Origin of the sequence: Paenibacillus sp. JJ1722, assembly GCF_048282685.1 — a bacterium.
Taxonomy (GTDB): Bacteria; Bacillota; Bacilli; order Paenibacillales; family Paenibacillaceae; genus Paenibacillus; species Paenibacillus polymyxa_B.
Genome location: NZ_CP182500.1, coordinates 1,208,032 through 1,222,458, shown reverse-complemented (window position 1 = coordinate 1,222,458; position 14,427 = coordinate 1,208,032). Strand labels below are relative to the sequence as shown.

Sequence of the window (14,427 nt, the reverse complement as noted above, 5' to 3'; positions counted from 1 at the left end):
TATCAAAATCATGACCAGTTTCGTATTTAGGTGTCAAAAATCCTAACTTTCGCTTTAGCAGAGGGTTGCCAATTTCCATTTCGTTCCATCCGTTTCTCTCTTTCTATCTAGTGTTTTTTCAGTTCAATATGTACTTTAAGTGCGGTAAATGTAGTAACATAAAAGAAAACATTGGAGAGCAAGGAGCAGCCTAAGATGAACAAAAAGATTATCTTTTTAGATATAGATGGAACGCTAGTGGATGATGATGGTATGATTCCCGAATCTGCAAAAACAGCATGTATCGAAGCGAGAAAGAACGGACATCTGATTTATTTATGCACTGGCCGATCCAAAGCGGAGATTTATGATTTTATCATGGAGGTCGGTTTTGACGGGATCATCGGAGCTGGCGGGGGCTTTGTAGAAATCGAAGGCGAGATGTTATATCACCACAAAGTATCGGATGAAGATGTTAAACATATGGTCGATTACTTTGATGAACATGATTTGGACTTTTATTTGGAATCGAACGGGGGACTGTTTGCGAGTAAAAACTTTTTGCCCCATGTGGAACGGCTTATCTATGGTGATGTGGACAATGATCCCGTAGCCAGAGAAAAAAAAGAACAACGCCCGCATCCGTTTATCACTGGCCTAACTATAGGAGAGGACAACCTGTATCGTAGTGACGTGAACAAAGCATGCTTTTTGGAAAACAAAAATGTTCCTTTCGAACAGATCAAAAAGGAATTTGCAGGGAAATTTGAGGTTATTCAATGTACTGTATCTGCTTTCGGGCAAGACAGCGGCGAGCTAATGGTTCCCGGTATTCACAAAGCCGTAGCTATTGAAAAGCTTATTGAGCATTTGGGAAGATCCCAAGAAGACACCATTGCTATCGGAGACGGGATGAACGATGCTGAAATGATTGAATATTGTGCGCTAGGAATTGCTATGGGAAATGCCAAACCGGGCCTCAAAGCCATTGCAGATGACATTACGGATGCTGTCGATGAAGATGGACTGTTTCACAGCTTTAAAAAGCATGGTCTGATTTAGTGAGGTTATTTTTTTATACTTAAGCCCCTGCAGTAGTTTCTGGACTTGAAAATGTCCTAATTCTACTGGTAGGGGCCTATCTCCAATGCTATCTTTCCACGGAATTCACTTAGTACTTGCTCGGCTTCCATCTCCTCACTACTTGTAAGATGGGCAAACCATTCTTCAAATATCTGTTGTTGCTTCCCCTTCAAGATTTCTACTTTGGTCATGTACCTTGATTAAAATATGGAATTCCTCCTCAATAACCGCGCTTATGCTGACGATAGCTGCGTGCGGTTGTTTTGTTGCTGTATAATGAGTGAGTCTGTAAATATTTACAAAGGAGCAAGACATGTCAAACCGTAAATGGACATTTATCCTTATCCCAGTCTTCCTGCTATTTGCCTGGCTGCTCTTCCAGTTCACTCTGTCTTCTTTTCAAATTCACCAATTTGCAGAGTTATTGAAGACGGTTTCTCCAAAAGACGGGGTTTCCGCTACAAAAGTCGTACTGATATCCCAGGAGTTGGATAATTATTACTGGCGGTCAATCGAACAAGGAGCCCGAAAGGAAGCGGAACAGTACGGTATGCGGCTCGATTATATCGGGCCGGACCGCATTAATCCGTCCGAGCAGGTCAAACTGCTGGATAAAGCGATTGCCAGTAAGGCGGATGCAATTCTGGTTCAAGGGATAAATGATCCAGAGTATCGCCGATTAATCGACAAAGCAGCCGGACTTGGCATCCCAGTCATCACGATTGATACGGATGAACCAGATTCCCGTAGACTAGCTTACGTGGGAACGGATAACGAAGGAGCAGGAAAACGGATGGGCGCGCTGTTAGCGAAAGCCTCTGGAGAGCGTGGCGACATTGGAGTTATGATCAGTAGCGAGCGCGTCGAGAATCAGCGACTCAGGCTTGTTGGATTTCGTTCCGTGATCGGTCGCTATCCCAAGCTCCGCATTGTGGAGATTCGCTCCTCAAATATTTCACGGCTTCAGGCAGCACAGCAAGCTCAGAACATGCTCACCCGGTATCCGCAGATCCGCTACATGGTCGGATTCAGTGCGCTGGACGGCCTTGGCATTCTGGAAGCCTCGGAGCGACGCGGAGCGCGGAATTTGCAGATTTTCGCTTTTGACGATATGGCCGAGACGTTGAAAGCCATCAGAGATTGCAAAATCGAACTGACCATTGTTCAACAGCCAGAGGAAATGGGGGCTAAGTCCATAAAATTACTGAATGATTATCTAAAGGGGAATCCCCCCCAGGAATTAACATACACCAGGATATATGAGATGCATGCGGACACTCCCGACAACATGACCGGAGATGACAGACGATGACGATCAGAACGAAGCTGCTTCTGTTCATCCCTCTTCTAGTTGTGTTCGCCAATATCATCGCTTATTTTGTATTCCAAAGCGGAAAGGTCGTACAACAGAGCTACGATGAAATGCTTGGCCGCATTCTTCTCATCGAGCAAACCTCCGAATCGGCGGAGAGCAACTTAAATCTCCTATATGCCTATCTGCTTAATCCAAGAGGCGATAAGGCTGTGCAGGGCCCGACAGAATACCAATTGATGCAGTTGAAAGGCAGAATTCAGGAAGTCTCCTCCTCGACCGACCCTTCTTTCGCCGAGGAGGACTACGTGAATCTGTTGGCTACATTTCTTAAAGAGAAACAAGCCGCAGTTCTGGATGCAAAGGCACAAGATCCTCAATCGGCTTTTGAACATTATATTGAAGCGGAGAAAACCGTCAGCTATATTCATGAGGAGGGTCAGCAACTGATCGATGATGAACTGGCTTATTACCGGCCAATCATTGAGAACATCCGGAACAAGAATGAGCGAATGAACGGATGGGGAGTGGCGTTGTTCGGCATGAACGCGCTGATGGGGGTTTTGCTTGCAATCTGGGTCTCGCGCAGCATTACTGGCCCTGTCGGCAGACTTGTCGGACTGGCGAAGCGAATCGCCACAGGTGATCTGAATATCAAGCCCCAACCGCGACGGGATGACGAGCTAGGCGTACTGTCGGACGCCATTTCGCAAATGTCCGCCGATTTGAGTATCCTCATCGAGAAGGATAAACAGAGTCTGGAAATGCGGCGGCTTGTGAAGGAACTGGAGCTTCTGGCTCTGCAAAATCAAATTAACCCGCACTTTTTATTTAATACCTTAAATGTGCTCTCCAAGCTGGCGATTCTGGAAGGGGCGGAGAAAACCAGCGACCTGATCGTTTCGCTGTCCAATCTGCTACGGTACAGCCTGCAGAAGCTGGACAAACCCGTAACTCTCCAGGAGGAACTGGATCATATCCGCGAATACGTAACCATCCAGCAGGCGCGCTTCAGGGACAGAATTCGCTTTGATCTTCACTTTGACGCTTCCGTACTTCAGCAGCAAATTCCGGCCCTGACGATCCAGCCATTTATTGAAAACGCTTTTCTTCATGGTGTGGCAGATATGGAAGACGGAGCCATTATCATGTTAACGCTATCGAGAGCAAACGAAGATGTACAAATTGAAATTTCGGACAACGGAAAGGGCATGACGGAGGAAACCCGACTGTCCGTACTCCATCTTAAAGGCGAAGTCGAAAGCGGCAGTTCAACAGGACTTGGAATGCAAAATGTGTTTAGGCGGCTGCAGTTGTTCTACGGAAAGGAAGGAATGGTTGAAATCAATAGCAATATCGGACGAGGTACTACCATAACAATACGAATTCCAGTCAAGAAGGAGAGTGAGCAGACTGATGTATCGGTTGTTGATCGCGGATGACGAGGCTTTGGAGAGAGAAGGACTGGAATTGACAGTGGAACGGGCGATGCCGGGGATATTCCGGTTTATTCATGCCGGCAACGGCCGCATGGCGATTGAATGTGCGGAAGAGCACCGTCCCCATATTGCCATTCTGGATATCAATATGCCTGGAATTGACGGGCTTGCGGCGCTTCGTGAATTAAAGGAGCGGCTTCCCGATACCCGATTCGTGCTCGTTACTGCCTATGATTATTTTGCCTATGCCCGGGAGGCGCTCTCTTTGGGTGTGAAAGAATATATTCTGAAGCCAGCGAAGCGAGAACTGATCATCGGTACACTGAAACGACTGATTGAAGAAATTGAGTGCGAGAAGCGGGCACGTACGGAAGAATTGGAGCTTAGGCACAAAATCTCACAGCTGATGCCGCTCGCAGAAAATGAGCTGGCTTTAATGCTTATGGTCGACCAGACCGTGGATTCAAGCGCTTCCCAGCTATCGGAATGGCTGGACTTTCCTCTTGATCAGGGAAGCGCCATCATTGCCGCCTTTGACGGATATACGGACGAGCAGGATAAAAAGAAAATTTACGATCATTTCCGAAGCTATGTAAAAACGCATGGCCCGAATGCCATTGTAAGCTCCTTGATCGACCATCATGTAGCCACTTTTTTACGAAAGCCACCTGTCACCGGCGAAAACGACTGGCGGCAGTTGGTGAATCACCTTGTTCAGCAGCTCTCCGAGCTTGCCCAGCAGCAACTTGGTATAAAGACGGCCATTGGAATCGGATCGCTGCATAGCGGCGAGGAAGGACTTCGCAAGTCCTATTTCGAAGCCGTTTTTGCCTCCACCCTACGCAAGCGGGATGGAGGTTTCTGCCACTTTGACGAACTGAAGTCATCAGAGGCTGGAAACGCTTCTTTGCTTGCCATCAAAGCGGAGAATGGAATGCTTCAGCAGACGTACGTCATGTCAGCACTGCAACGGATACGCGAACAGCGAGAGGTTCAAACACTGACTATGCTGGGTAGGGCGAAAATGTATATCGAGGAACGGTTCAACGATGATCTTTCGCTGGAAGAAGTGGCTGATTTTGTCCATTTGAATCCTCACTACTTCAGCAAAATTTTCAAACAGGAATACGGAGAAACCTTCATCGACTTCTTAACCCGGCTGCGGATTGATAAAGCCATCTCTCTGATTAAGGCCGGCAACCTTACTCTTAAGGAAATCAGCTTTGAAGTGGGTTATAAGGACCCGAACTATTTTAGCCGCGTCTTTAAGAAGATAACGGGCGTTCCTCCCACTGAGTTCAAAGGCCAAAAATAGTAGAGATTCATCCATGCCGACTATCGGCATGGATTTTTTTAAGCTCGAATGACAAGGTAATGCTAGGTTCAGCCCCTCCATCCCCGATTCGGGAATCGAAGCCAAAATCGTGCATGAAAAGGTCCGTTTAATGAAGACGATAACCGGCCTTTCTTTTATAAGCGCATGTTATACTTCTCCTCGAAGAACGGAATGAGGTTCCAGAGATCTGGAGGGGAGATGATCATATGGCAGTAATCATCAATAATGAAAGCGCTCAACAGAAAGCGCTGCAATCAGAAAAACCCAATATGCTTTTTGTGACGTTGGTATCCATCGTAGCTGCGCTCGGAGGTATCCTGTTCGGTTTTGATATCGCGGTTGTTTCGGGAGCCGTTGAATTCCTACAGCAGCGTTTTTCGCTGAGCGAATTTCAGGTTGGTTGGGCCGTGTCAAGTCTGATTGTCGGGAGTGTCACTGGAGCGGCTCTCTCCGGCTACATGAGTGAAAAGATCGGCAGGAAAAAGGTATTGCTGGCCGCCGGATTTTTATTCGTCGTCGGCTCGATCTGCTCTGCGCTTCAAGACACGTTCACCGGGTATGTTATCTTTCGCATGATCGGCGGCATTGGCATAGGAATCACTTCCACCGTTTGTCCGGTGTACAACGCGGAGATCGCTCCCGCCAAATACCGAGGTCGTTTGGTTGCTTTAAATCAGTTGGCGATCGTAACAGGGATTTTCCTGGTTTATTTTCAGAATTCGTGGATCGTCAGCATGGGAGATGAAGCCTGGGGTGTCTCAACAGCCTGGCGCTGGATGTTCGGAGTGGGAGCCGTTCCGGGACTGATCTTTATGCTCTTGATGCTCTTCATACCCGAAAGCCCGAGATGGCTTATTAAACAGAATCGGCCTTATGAAGCGCTGCCGATTTTGCTGAAAATTCACGGTGAAGAAGCCGCTAAGCAGGAAGTGCTTGATATCAAGGAATCATTCAAAAATGAGAACAACTCATTGAAACAATTGTTCGCTCCTGGTATTCGGGTCGCTCTCTTTATCGGTGTTATGCTCGCCATTATGCAGCATATTACCGGCATCAATGCCATTTTGTATTACGCGCCGGTTATCTTTAAAGGAATGGGACTCGGTACGGACGCTTCTTTGACCCAGACCATTTGGATCGGGTTGATCAATGTGTTGTTCACCATCGTATCCGTATGGCTGATCGACAAAGCGGGACGAAAAGTCCTGCTGATAATTGGCACCTCGTTGATGACCCTCTGTTTGGTCATTATTGGAGCCGCATTCAAAATGGGTTTGACCACCGGACCGCTCGTACTCATCATGATATTGATCTACGTGGCCTCCTATGCTATATCGCTTGGGCCGATCGTATGGGTTATGATCTCGGAGATCTTTCCGAACCGCATTCGCGGCAAAGCGGTCGCCATCGCTTCGATGGCATTGTGGGCCGGCGATTATCTGGTATCGCAAGCATTCCCTCCTCTGCTGAGTTCAGCCGGTCCGTCCAACACCTTCTGGTTATTCGGAGCCATCTCGTTGTTCGTCGTGGTCTTTATATGGCGCAAGGTTCCCGAAACCAAGGGGAGATCACTTGAACAGATGGAAAATATGTGGCTTGGGAAATGACCCAACTTTAGCTCTCAAGAAGCCCGGACACATGTTATAATGCTTCAAAACACACGTCCTCTGAGTCATACCGACCTAAATCGGCAATGGTTCAGAGGCTTCTTATTATCAGCTCCCATCCTCCTCCGCATAGTTCCTCACATTGCGCTCTACAGCAGAGCGGTATTCAACAGGCGTCTTGCCTGTGTGCTTTTTGAACAACATATGAAAATACTGCCTGCTGGCCACGCCTACATAATCGGCAATTTCTTGAATGGGAATGTCCGTTTGCTGAAGAAGCATACGGGCCTTGTCCATTCGCAGCATCGTTAAATACGCGGTAAGCGTTTGCCCAGTATGTTTTTTGAAAATACGGTGCAAATAACCTGGGTGCAGATTCACAGCTGCCGCCATGTCCTTAACCACAATATCTCGGTCATAGTTCAGATGGAGAAATTCAATGCATCGTTTGATGTACATATCCGTTTGCTGCGTGTTGCTGCGCTCTGCCTCTTCCCGTAGACGTGCAATTCGTACTAGCAATTGCATAAAAAGCATCTCTGCCATTGCACCCGGCTGTTCCTTTCGTTGGTCCAGCTCCAGCACGAGACTTTTCAGCGCATAATATACCTCTTCTGGGTCCGATAGTACCAGATACGGGAACGGACGTGACATGAGAGTCGTGACCTCCTGCTCCTCTGCTGCCATTTGTCGGATAGACGGCCCTACCCTCACTCCCTCCGTAAAACCAAACTCTACATTTAGCATCCGGCACGGTTGTTCTCCTTCCACCACTAGTCGATGAGGTACACCTGCGTCCAGCATAATAAACTCGCCTTTACGCAGCGTGATGCTTTCTTCCACATTCTCTCCCGTTTGTACATCTACCCTGCAAAAGCCGGAAATCATGTACATAATTTCGGTAGAATGATGATCGTGGTAAGACATGGTGTAGTCATGCCATTGCTTGTAATAGTAAGCAAAAAAACGGGGAATATAATCCCCGTCACGCAGCCGTGGCTCAAACAGACTTCCGTTCATCCCCGCACCTCCACAAAAATAGATAAGGCTAACACGACAACGTATCTGCAACCGCTCTATTTTCACAGTTTAACAGACTGAGTCCTGTACTTCTATTTCACTCCATCGGACGATCTGAAATCCTTTGGAATACGGCAGGCGACTCTTGCCTAAAAGGTTGGGGATTTATCACTTTTTGGACTTAAATACTGAATCAACATTCCCGCAAATCGGTTAGCAATTTCTATATCATCAAGTTCGTTATTCCAATCGTCCTTGGACGTCAGACTCATTTTCTGTAGTATACCCATCATAGACGTGAAGATAAAATGAGCGGTCTTCAAGGGTTCTGTGTCGGACTTTAATGATCCATCTTGGAATCCAACTTCCAGAGCATCCATCAGGAAATGTCGTTCCTTTTCCCGGCTAACAAAATTTTTGTACTGTTCTTTGAGTTCTTGATTTGAATCATAAGCTTCGTAATGCAGATCGAATAGAAGAATAAACTTGATGTATTCTGGATGTTGCCGAGCGTAATCAATCCATGCATCAAGCATCGAAGTAAGCATCTCCTTACCGCTCATTTCGGCTGAAGGTGCCCTTCTAACAAATTCGGTCATGCTCTCAAGGATTTCCATCTGAACCTCAAAGATCAGTTCGTTCATGGACTGAAAGTGCTTATAGAATGTGACCCGACTTACACCAGCCACGTTGCATACATCCTTAATATTAACTTTGAGAAAGCTTTGCTTCATAAAAAGTTCCTTGGCAGCCGCAATGAGTTCTTCCCGATTTTTATTTTTCAAATTCTGGTGCCAGTTCTCAGTCATTAACAACCATCCGTTTCTCATTTTTCGATTTTTGTAAGGTTAAGAAAAGGGCAGATGCAAGGATAAGGGCACCAAAAATATAAGGAATATGAATGTGTTTGTCAAACATCAAACCCGCTAAAATGGGTCCCAATATATTGCCTAGGCTGGTATACGTCGTATTCAATCCGGCGGCATATCCTTGACGATCACCAGCTGAGTTCGCGATCATTGTACTTACGGTTGGCCTTAGGAAGGCATTAAAAGCAAAAAACAGCGCCGATACCGCCAGCAGATAACCTAAATTGATCTTAATTATCATTAACAGTAAAGCGATGGCTGTCATGATCAAAGAAAGACGTATAAGCTTCATCTCACCAAGTCTCTTGATGAGATAATCAAGTAGCCATATCTGTACTACGATGCCTATAATTGCACCAACCGTAATGATCATTGAGATTTTAGTGGCATCAAAACCATATTTTCGTTCCACAAAAAGAGCATACACCGTTTCATAATTCATCAAACCTAATGTCATGATCAGAATGAGGAGAAGATAACGAAAATAGGATGTCCGAAATGAATTTAGGATTTGGTTGCGAATTGGCTCCCGGCGGACCCATTGGCTAGCGGGTTTTCGTTTTTCCTTGGGTAGTGTCTCTGGCATATACAAGCTAAGCAGCGTAGCTACAAGTCCAAGTCCACCAGCAAAAAAATAGGGCACCCTTATGCCAAACTCAGCGATCATACCGCCTAACCCCGGACCAAGCACCATACCCAAATTCATGGAGGCACCCAAGTATCCCATTCCTTTAGCTCGGGTTTCAGAAGTGGTAATATCAGCGACGTAGGCCATATTAGAAGGAACCATTAATCCAATACCTATCCCCCCGATAAATCGGGCTATATATAGAAGAGGCAATGTCGTAGAAACAGCAAACATTAGATCCGAGATGACGGTTAAAAACAGACCGGTGATGATCATGGATTTCCGACCCCATCTATCCGAAAGCTGCCCACCTAGGGGCGAAAAAATAAACTGTGCTGCTCCAAAAGCGGCAATAAGATACCCCGCAGCAGCTCCTGCCGCATTAAATTGTTTCAGATATTCAGGCAGAATGGGAATCACCATACCTTGACCCAATAAAGCAATAAACAAATTCAGCATCAGAATGAAAAGTGGAAATGTAGCAGACTTAGGTAAGCTGCTCATGTTTGTAACCCCCTTCAACCATTTACACTATGTAATCCTTTACTATGTGTAAACTATATTAGTTGAAATAGGGACCCTTGTAAATAAAATTACAAACCTATTATGCCAAGCTAATACCAGAAAGAGATCTTTTTATTCTTGCTTTACACATTAGGTTCCTGTTTTGCAAACTCTTGTAACATACCTCTTATTTGTTCTACCAATATAGCAGGTGCTTTCTTTGGTGAACCCGTGTCAAACGGAGGCTGAGGATCGTATTCCAAAATCAGCTGAACTCCTTTACTCATATCTTCTCCCAATTCCCATGCCAATAGCTGGAGTGCCATATCAATACCAGAGGAGACACCGGCTGCTGTAACGATTTTGCCCTGACGAACCACTCTCTCATCTGTTGGAATGGCTCCAAGAGATTGGAGCAGGTCTAAGGAACCCCAATGACTGGTGGCTACGGTTCCATTTAACAAGCCTGCGGCGCTCAAAATCAAAGAGCCGTTACAAACCGACGTGGTCCATTTCGTAGTTTCATGTATTTGGCGAATCCAATTTAACGTTTCTTCGTCATTCATTGGAGTTTTATAATTTGGCGGACTGCAACCTGGAACAACAAGAATATCAGCTGAACTAACTTCAGAAAAGCTGTAATCGGCATGCAAATAACCCATATTTGAGTCCAGCTTGATTAACCCTTTTTTCTTAGCGACAAACTTCACTTCACATTTCAGTGTAGCAGCAAATACATCGTATGGACCCATTGCATCTAATGCCGTAATTCCATCGAAAAGCATGATTGCGATTTTCATGATGATCTCTCCTTTGAAGTGGGATTTTATTCTTGCACATCCATACTAACATACATATACGGGGTATGGGTATATTTAATGGTGTGAAAGCAGTATCTTCATTTCAAACGCCTCTTTAAGAGTACGTACTTGTAAAAAGGCATACTTAAAAAGGGCCACCCCCGAGGTAGTCCTTTTAAGTATGCCTGTAAATCTGTTAATCGCGAGCCGGCTTAGGAGCTTTGCTTACTCAATTGACCATAATATAAATCACTGTAAAAGCCTTTGTGAGCCAGCAGTTCATCATGAGAACCCTGCTCCTCCAAACGGCCATCCTTTAAGACCAGAATCCGGTCAGCCTGACGAATGGTATTCAGCCGATGCGCGATGACGAAACTTGTTCGCCCCTGCATGAGCCGCTCCAGTCCTTCTTGTATCTTCATCTCGGTAATGGTGTCGATGCTGCTGGTTGCCTCGTCGAGTACAAGGATGGAAGGGTTGGCCAAAATAGCACGGGCAATAGCCAGCAGTTGTTTTTGCCCTTGACTGATGCCACTGCCGTTCGCTTGCAGCACCTTGTCGTATCCGTCCTTCATCCGCATGATAAAGGAATGGGCGTTGGCCAGTTTCGATGCTTGTTCAACCTCCTCATCGGTGGCGTCCAGTCTGCCGAAGCGGATATTTTCACGAATCGTCCCCTGAAACAGGAAGGAGTCCTGTAGCACAAATGCCATGCGGGAGCGCAAGCTTTCACGCTGTATGGTGGTGATTTCGCGCCCGTCCACCGTAATCATTCCCTGGTCGGGGCTATAAAATCTGGAGAGGAGCTGGATCAGTGTCGTTTTTCCTGCCCCGGTCGGGCCGACTAGTGCGATCATTTCACCAGGTTTGGCTTCAAAAGAGATACCTTCCAGCGTAGCGCTTCCCTCATCATAACCGAAGGAAACATCCGTAAACCGCACCGCCCCCTCCACATGCTCTACCTCCACTGCGCCGCGTTCATCCTTGGACTCTTCATCTTCATCCAATATTTCAAATACTCGTTCAGCTCCGGCAATAGCGGACAGAAGGGTGTTCCACTGGTTAGCCAAATCATTCAACGGTCTGGTGAACTGGCGGGCATATTCTACGAATACAATAATTGTACCTATAGTGATGGAGCCGCGAATGGCCAAAATCCCACCGATCCCCGCTACAATAGCAAAGCTGAGATTATTCAGTCCGTTCATCAGCTTCGGTATAAAGCCTGAAATCGTTTGTGCCCAGAAGCCCGATAGCCGAATACGGTCATTACGCTCGCCAAAACCACGGATGACTCTCTTTTCCTGCGAAAATGCTTTAATAATCTGCTGCCCAGACAGTGTTTCTTCGATGTATCCGTTCAGTTCGCCCAAATTCTTCTGGCGTTCCTTATATAAAGGCCCGGTGCGACGTGTAATCCAGCGCATCCCGGCAGCCATTAACGGCACCACGATAAAGGTCAGCAGGGTCATCAGCGGGCTTAACCACAGCATCACCGTGAGTGTACCGATTAGCGTCAATATGCTTGAAAAAATCTGAATGGCGGAGCTGTTAAGCGTAGAACTGACATTTTCGATATCATTGGTCAGACGGCTCATAATCTCTCCCTGCTGACGTTTGCCGTAGAAAGGAATCGGTAGTCGATGCAAATGTGAAAACAGATCGAAACGCATGCGGTACACCGTCTCTTGGGCAATCTCAATCATCCAGATATTTTGCAACCAGGAGGTCAGCGAGTTGAGCAGATATACAGCCCCTAATCCGATGAGAAAATAAATCCACATGCGTCCACCCGGACCTTCGAGAAAATCATCCACCGCTACGCCGACCAGATATGGACCCAGCAAAGCCAGCCCGGAGCTGAGCAGTACCATGAACAGCACCAGCATCAGTTTGGCCTTACGGCGGGCCAAATAAGCCCATATCCGTCCTAACGTGCCAGACCAGTTCTTCGCTTTGGCCTTGCGGCGTCCTTCCGCTCCCACCGGATTTCGCAGCACACCGGACGGCGGTGTAGGCTGACGGAACGGTTCAATGAGTTCCTTGAACATGCGACTCCTCCTTTCCGTATTGTGATTCATAGATACGCCGATACAGATCCGAGCTATCCATGAGATGCTCATGACTTCCACTTGCCATCAGGCGACCCTCATCCAGCAGTAAAATCTGATCTGCTGAGGCAGTCGAGCTGATTTTTTGCGTAATGAGAAATGTCGTGCAGGACAGGCCATCGAGTGCATTCAGTAGTGCTGCTTCTGTCCCTACATCCAATGCACTTGTGCTGTCGTCCAAAATCAGCACTGTCGGCTGGCGCACCAGTGCGCGGGCAATCGAAAGCCGCTGTTTCTGTCCGCCAGACAGATTGACGCCACGCTGCCCGAGCATCGTGTCATAGCCTTGCGGCAAGCGTTCAATCATATTATGGATTTGCGCCATCCGTGCAGCTTCCTTAATTTGCTCCAGGCTGGCATTCTCCAGCCCCCAAGCAATATTATCCCGAATCGAGCCGGTGAATAGCAGTACCTCCTGAGGCACATAGCCAATAGCCTCTCGCAATATGGACGCATCCAGTTCACGAGCGTCCTTTCCGTCAAAGCGCACATAACCTTCATCTTCTTCATACAGACGTGTAATCAACTGCACAAGTGAGGATTTGCCCGAGCCAGTGGCCCCCATAATAGCTATCCGCTCGCCCGATTGCGCCTTAAAAGATATATCCTTTAGGACAGCCAGATCACTGCCCGGATAATGAAAGCTTACCCGGTCCATTTCCACCTGTCCCTCAATCTGTGTATGATGTGTTGAAACAGGCTCCAGCTCTTGCCCATCTTCATTAGATGTTTCCAATATCTCTCGAATCCGCCCCGTAGATGCAGTTGCCCGGGAAAATACAACAACGATACCTGATAAGGCAGACAGGGCTCCAATTGTCCGCAGTGAATAATTGACGACTGCGACCACCTGTCCTACACTGGCATCCCCAGTGGAAATTTGGCCGCGTCCGAACCAAAGTACTGCAATAATCCCTGCATTCATCGTAAACAAAATGAACGGCATCGTCGTTTCTGTCCAGCGTAGAGCGGACACCGTCCCTTTCATCAACTCGCCTCCGTAATGGGCAAAACGTTCGATTTCATGCCGCATCCGCACAAAAACCCGGATGAGACGGATACCTGTCAGATTCTCCTGAATCACTCCGTTAACGTCATCCAAGCGTCGCTGGACACCTTTAAACAAAGTGACCGTCCTCCGCATCATCACCAACACAAACACGAACAGCACTGGGGCCATAACCGCCAATAGCAGCCCAAGCCTGAAATGTACAACCAGTGCCATCACAATACTGCCGATGACTACAAGCGGAACCCGTGTCATAAAACGCAGGCTCATAAACACCGTATCTTGTACTTGCGTGACATCCCCGGTCAGGCGCGTAATCAGCGACGAAGTGGCAAAACGTTTAAACACAGGATACGAAAAAGATTGCACTTTACGGTACAGCTTTTCCCGCAAATCATAGCCGAAGCCCTGACTTGCATGTGAAGCAAAAAAAGAGCTGGATATCCCCGCCATAAAAGCGATAACGGCACTCCCCACCAATACACTGCCCCATAACCAGACGACGGACAAATCCTGCTGTCGGATGCCCTCATCAATGATTTTAGAGATCAAATATGGCTGCGATAGCTCTACCGTCAATTCCAGCAACATCATCACGAGCGCTGCGATGGCTGGAACCCGATATTTTTTTAGAAAAGAAAACATCATTCCCACAAGCATTCCTCCAATTGCCCATAGCCGTCCTTCCAGATCAGCGTGTAATGGTTATAAGATTCGAACCTGTCTGCTG

At 47.1% G+C, this 14,427-nt stretch carries 11 protein-coding genes; 5 read left to right on the top strand and 6 right to left on the bottom strand.

The window, feature by feature from the left end; all coding sequences use genetic code 11:
* Positions 1 to 195 precede the first annotated feature (195 nt).
* The 5 genes from ACM1ND_RS05545 (at position 196) to ACM1ND_RS05525 (ending at position 6,756) form a co-directional block, all read left to right on the top strand.
* Entirely contained in the window at positions 196 to 1,041 is an 846-nt protein-coding gene (locus ACM1ND_RS05545) for a Cof-type HAD-IIB family hydrolase (protein WP_023987289.1), read from the top strand.
* Positions 1,042 to 1,375: 334 nt separating this feature from the next.
* On the top strand, positions 1,376 to 2,374 hold the full coding sequence (locus tag ACM1ND_RS05540; protein WP_279832069.1) for a sugar-binding protein: 999 nt from the start codon (positions 1,376 to 1,378) through the stop codon (positions 2,372 to 2,374).
* On the top strand, positions 2,371 to 3,816 hold the full coding sequence (locus ACM1ND_RS05535) for a sensor histidine kinase (protein ID WP_209941087.1): 1,446 nt from the start codon (positions 2,371 to 2,373) through the stop codon (positions 3,814 to 3,816). The genes ACM1ND_RS05540 and ACM1ND_RS05535 overlap by 4 nt, the downstream gene beginning before the upstream one ends.
* Entirely contained in the window at positions 3,791 to 5,128 is a 1,338-nt protein-coding gene (locus tag ACM1ND_RS05530; protein ID WP_071559104.1) for an AraC family transcriptional regulator, read from the top strand. Before ACM1ND_RS05535 ends, ACM1ND_RS05530 begins: the two co-directional genes overlap by 26 nt.
* Before the next feature lie 227 nt (positions 5,129 to 5,355).
* A complete protein-coding gene (locus tag ACM1ND_RS05525; protein ID WP_023987284.1) occupies positions 5,356 to 6,756 on the top strand; it encodes a sugar porter family MFS transporter in 1,401 nt (466 codons plus the stop codon).
* Positions 6,757 to 6,864: 108 nt separating this feature from the next.
* Here ACM1ND_RS05525 and ACM1ND_RS05520 read toward each other — a convergent pair whose 3' ends face one another.
* The 6 genes from ACM1ND_RS05520 to ACM1ND_RS05495 all read right to left on the bottom strand — a co-directional run bounded on the left by ACM1ND_RS05520 (position 6,865) and on the right by ACM1ND_RS05495 (position 14,345).
* Positions 6,865 to 7,776: an AraC family transcriptional regulator gene (locus ACM1ND_RS05520; RefSeq protein WP_068938471.1), complete on the bottom strand. Its 912-nt coding sequence runs from the start codon at positions 7,774 to 7,776 to the stop codon at positions 6,865 to 6,867.
* Positions 7,777 to 7,925: 149 nt separating this feature from the next.
* Positions 7,926 to 8,585 carry a TetR/AcrR family transcriptional regulator gene (locus ACM1ND_RS05515; protein WP_053324767.1) on the bottom strand — a complete coding sequence of 220 codons (660 nt, stop codon included), beginning with the start codon at positions 8,583 to 8,585 and terminating at the stop codon, positions 7,926 to 7,928.
* Entirely contained in the window at positions 8,578 to 9,777 is a 1,200-nt protein-coding gene (locus tag ACM1ND_RS05510; RefSeq protein ID WP_028543215.1) for an MFS transporter, read from the bottom strand. The genes ACM1ND_RS05515 and ACM1ND_RS05510 overlap by 8 nt, the downstream gene beginning before the upstream one ends.
* 143 nt (positions 9,778 to 9,920) lie before the next feature.
* Positions 9,921 to 10,577, bottom strand: coding sequence for a DJ-1/PfpI family protein (locus tag ACM1ND_RS05505; protein WP_023987280.1), 657 nt, complete (start codon positions 10,575 to 10,577; stop codon positions 9,921 to 9,923).
* 212 nt (positions 10,578 to 10,789) lie between these two features.
* Positions 10,790 to 12,628, bottom strand: coding sequence for an ABC transporter ATP-binding protein (locus ACM1ND_RS05500; protein ID WP_069079697.1), 1,839 nt, complete (start codon positions 12,626 to 12,628; stop codon positions 10,790 to 10,792).
* Positions 12,609 to 14,345, bottom strand: coding sequence for an ABC transporter ATP-binding protein (locus tag ACM1ND_RS05495; protein ID WP_080751604.1), 1,737 nt, complete (start codon positions 14,343 to 14,345; stop codon positions 12,609 to 12,611). Before ACM1ND_RS05495 ends, ACM1ND_RS05500 begins: the two co-directional genes overlap by 20 nt.
* Positions 14,346 to 14,427 lie beyond the last annotated feature (82 nt).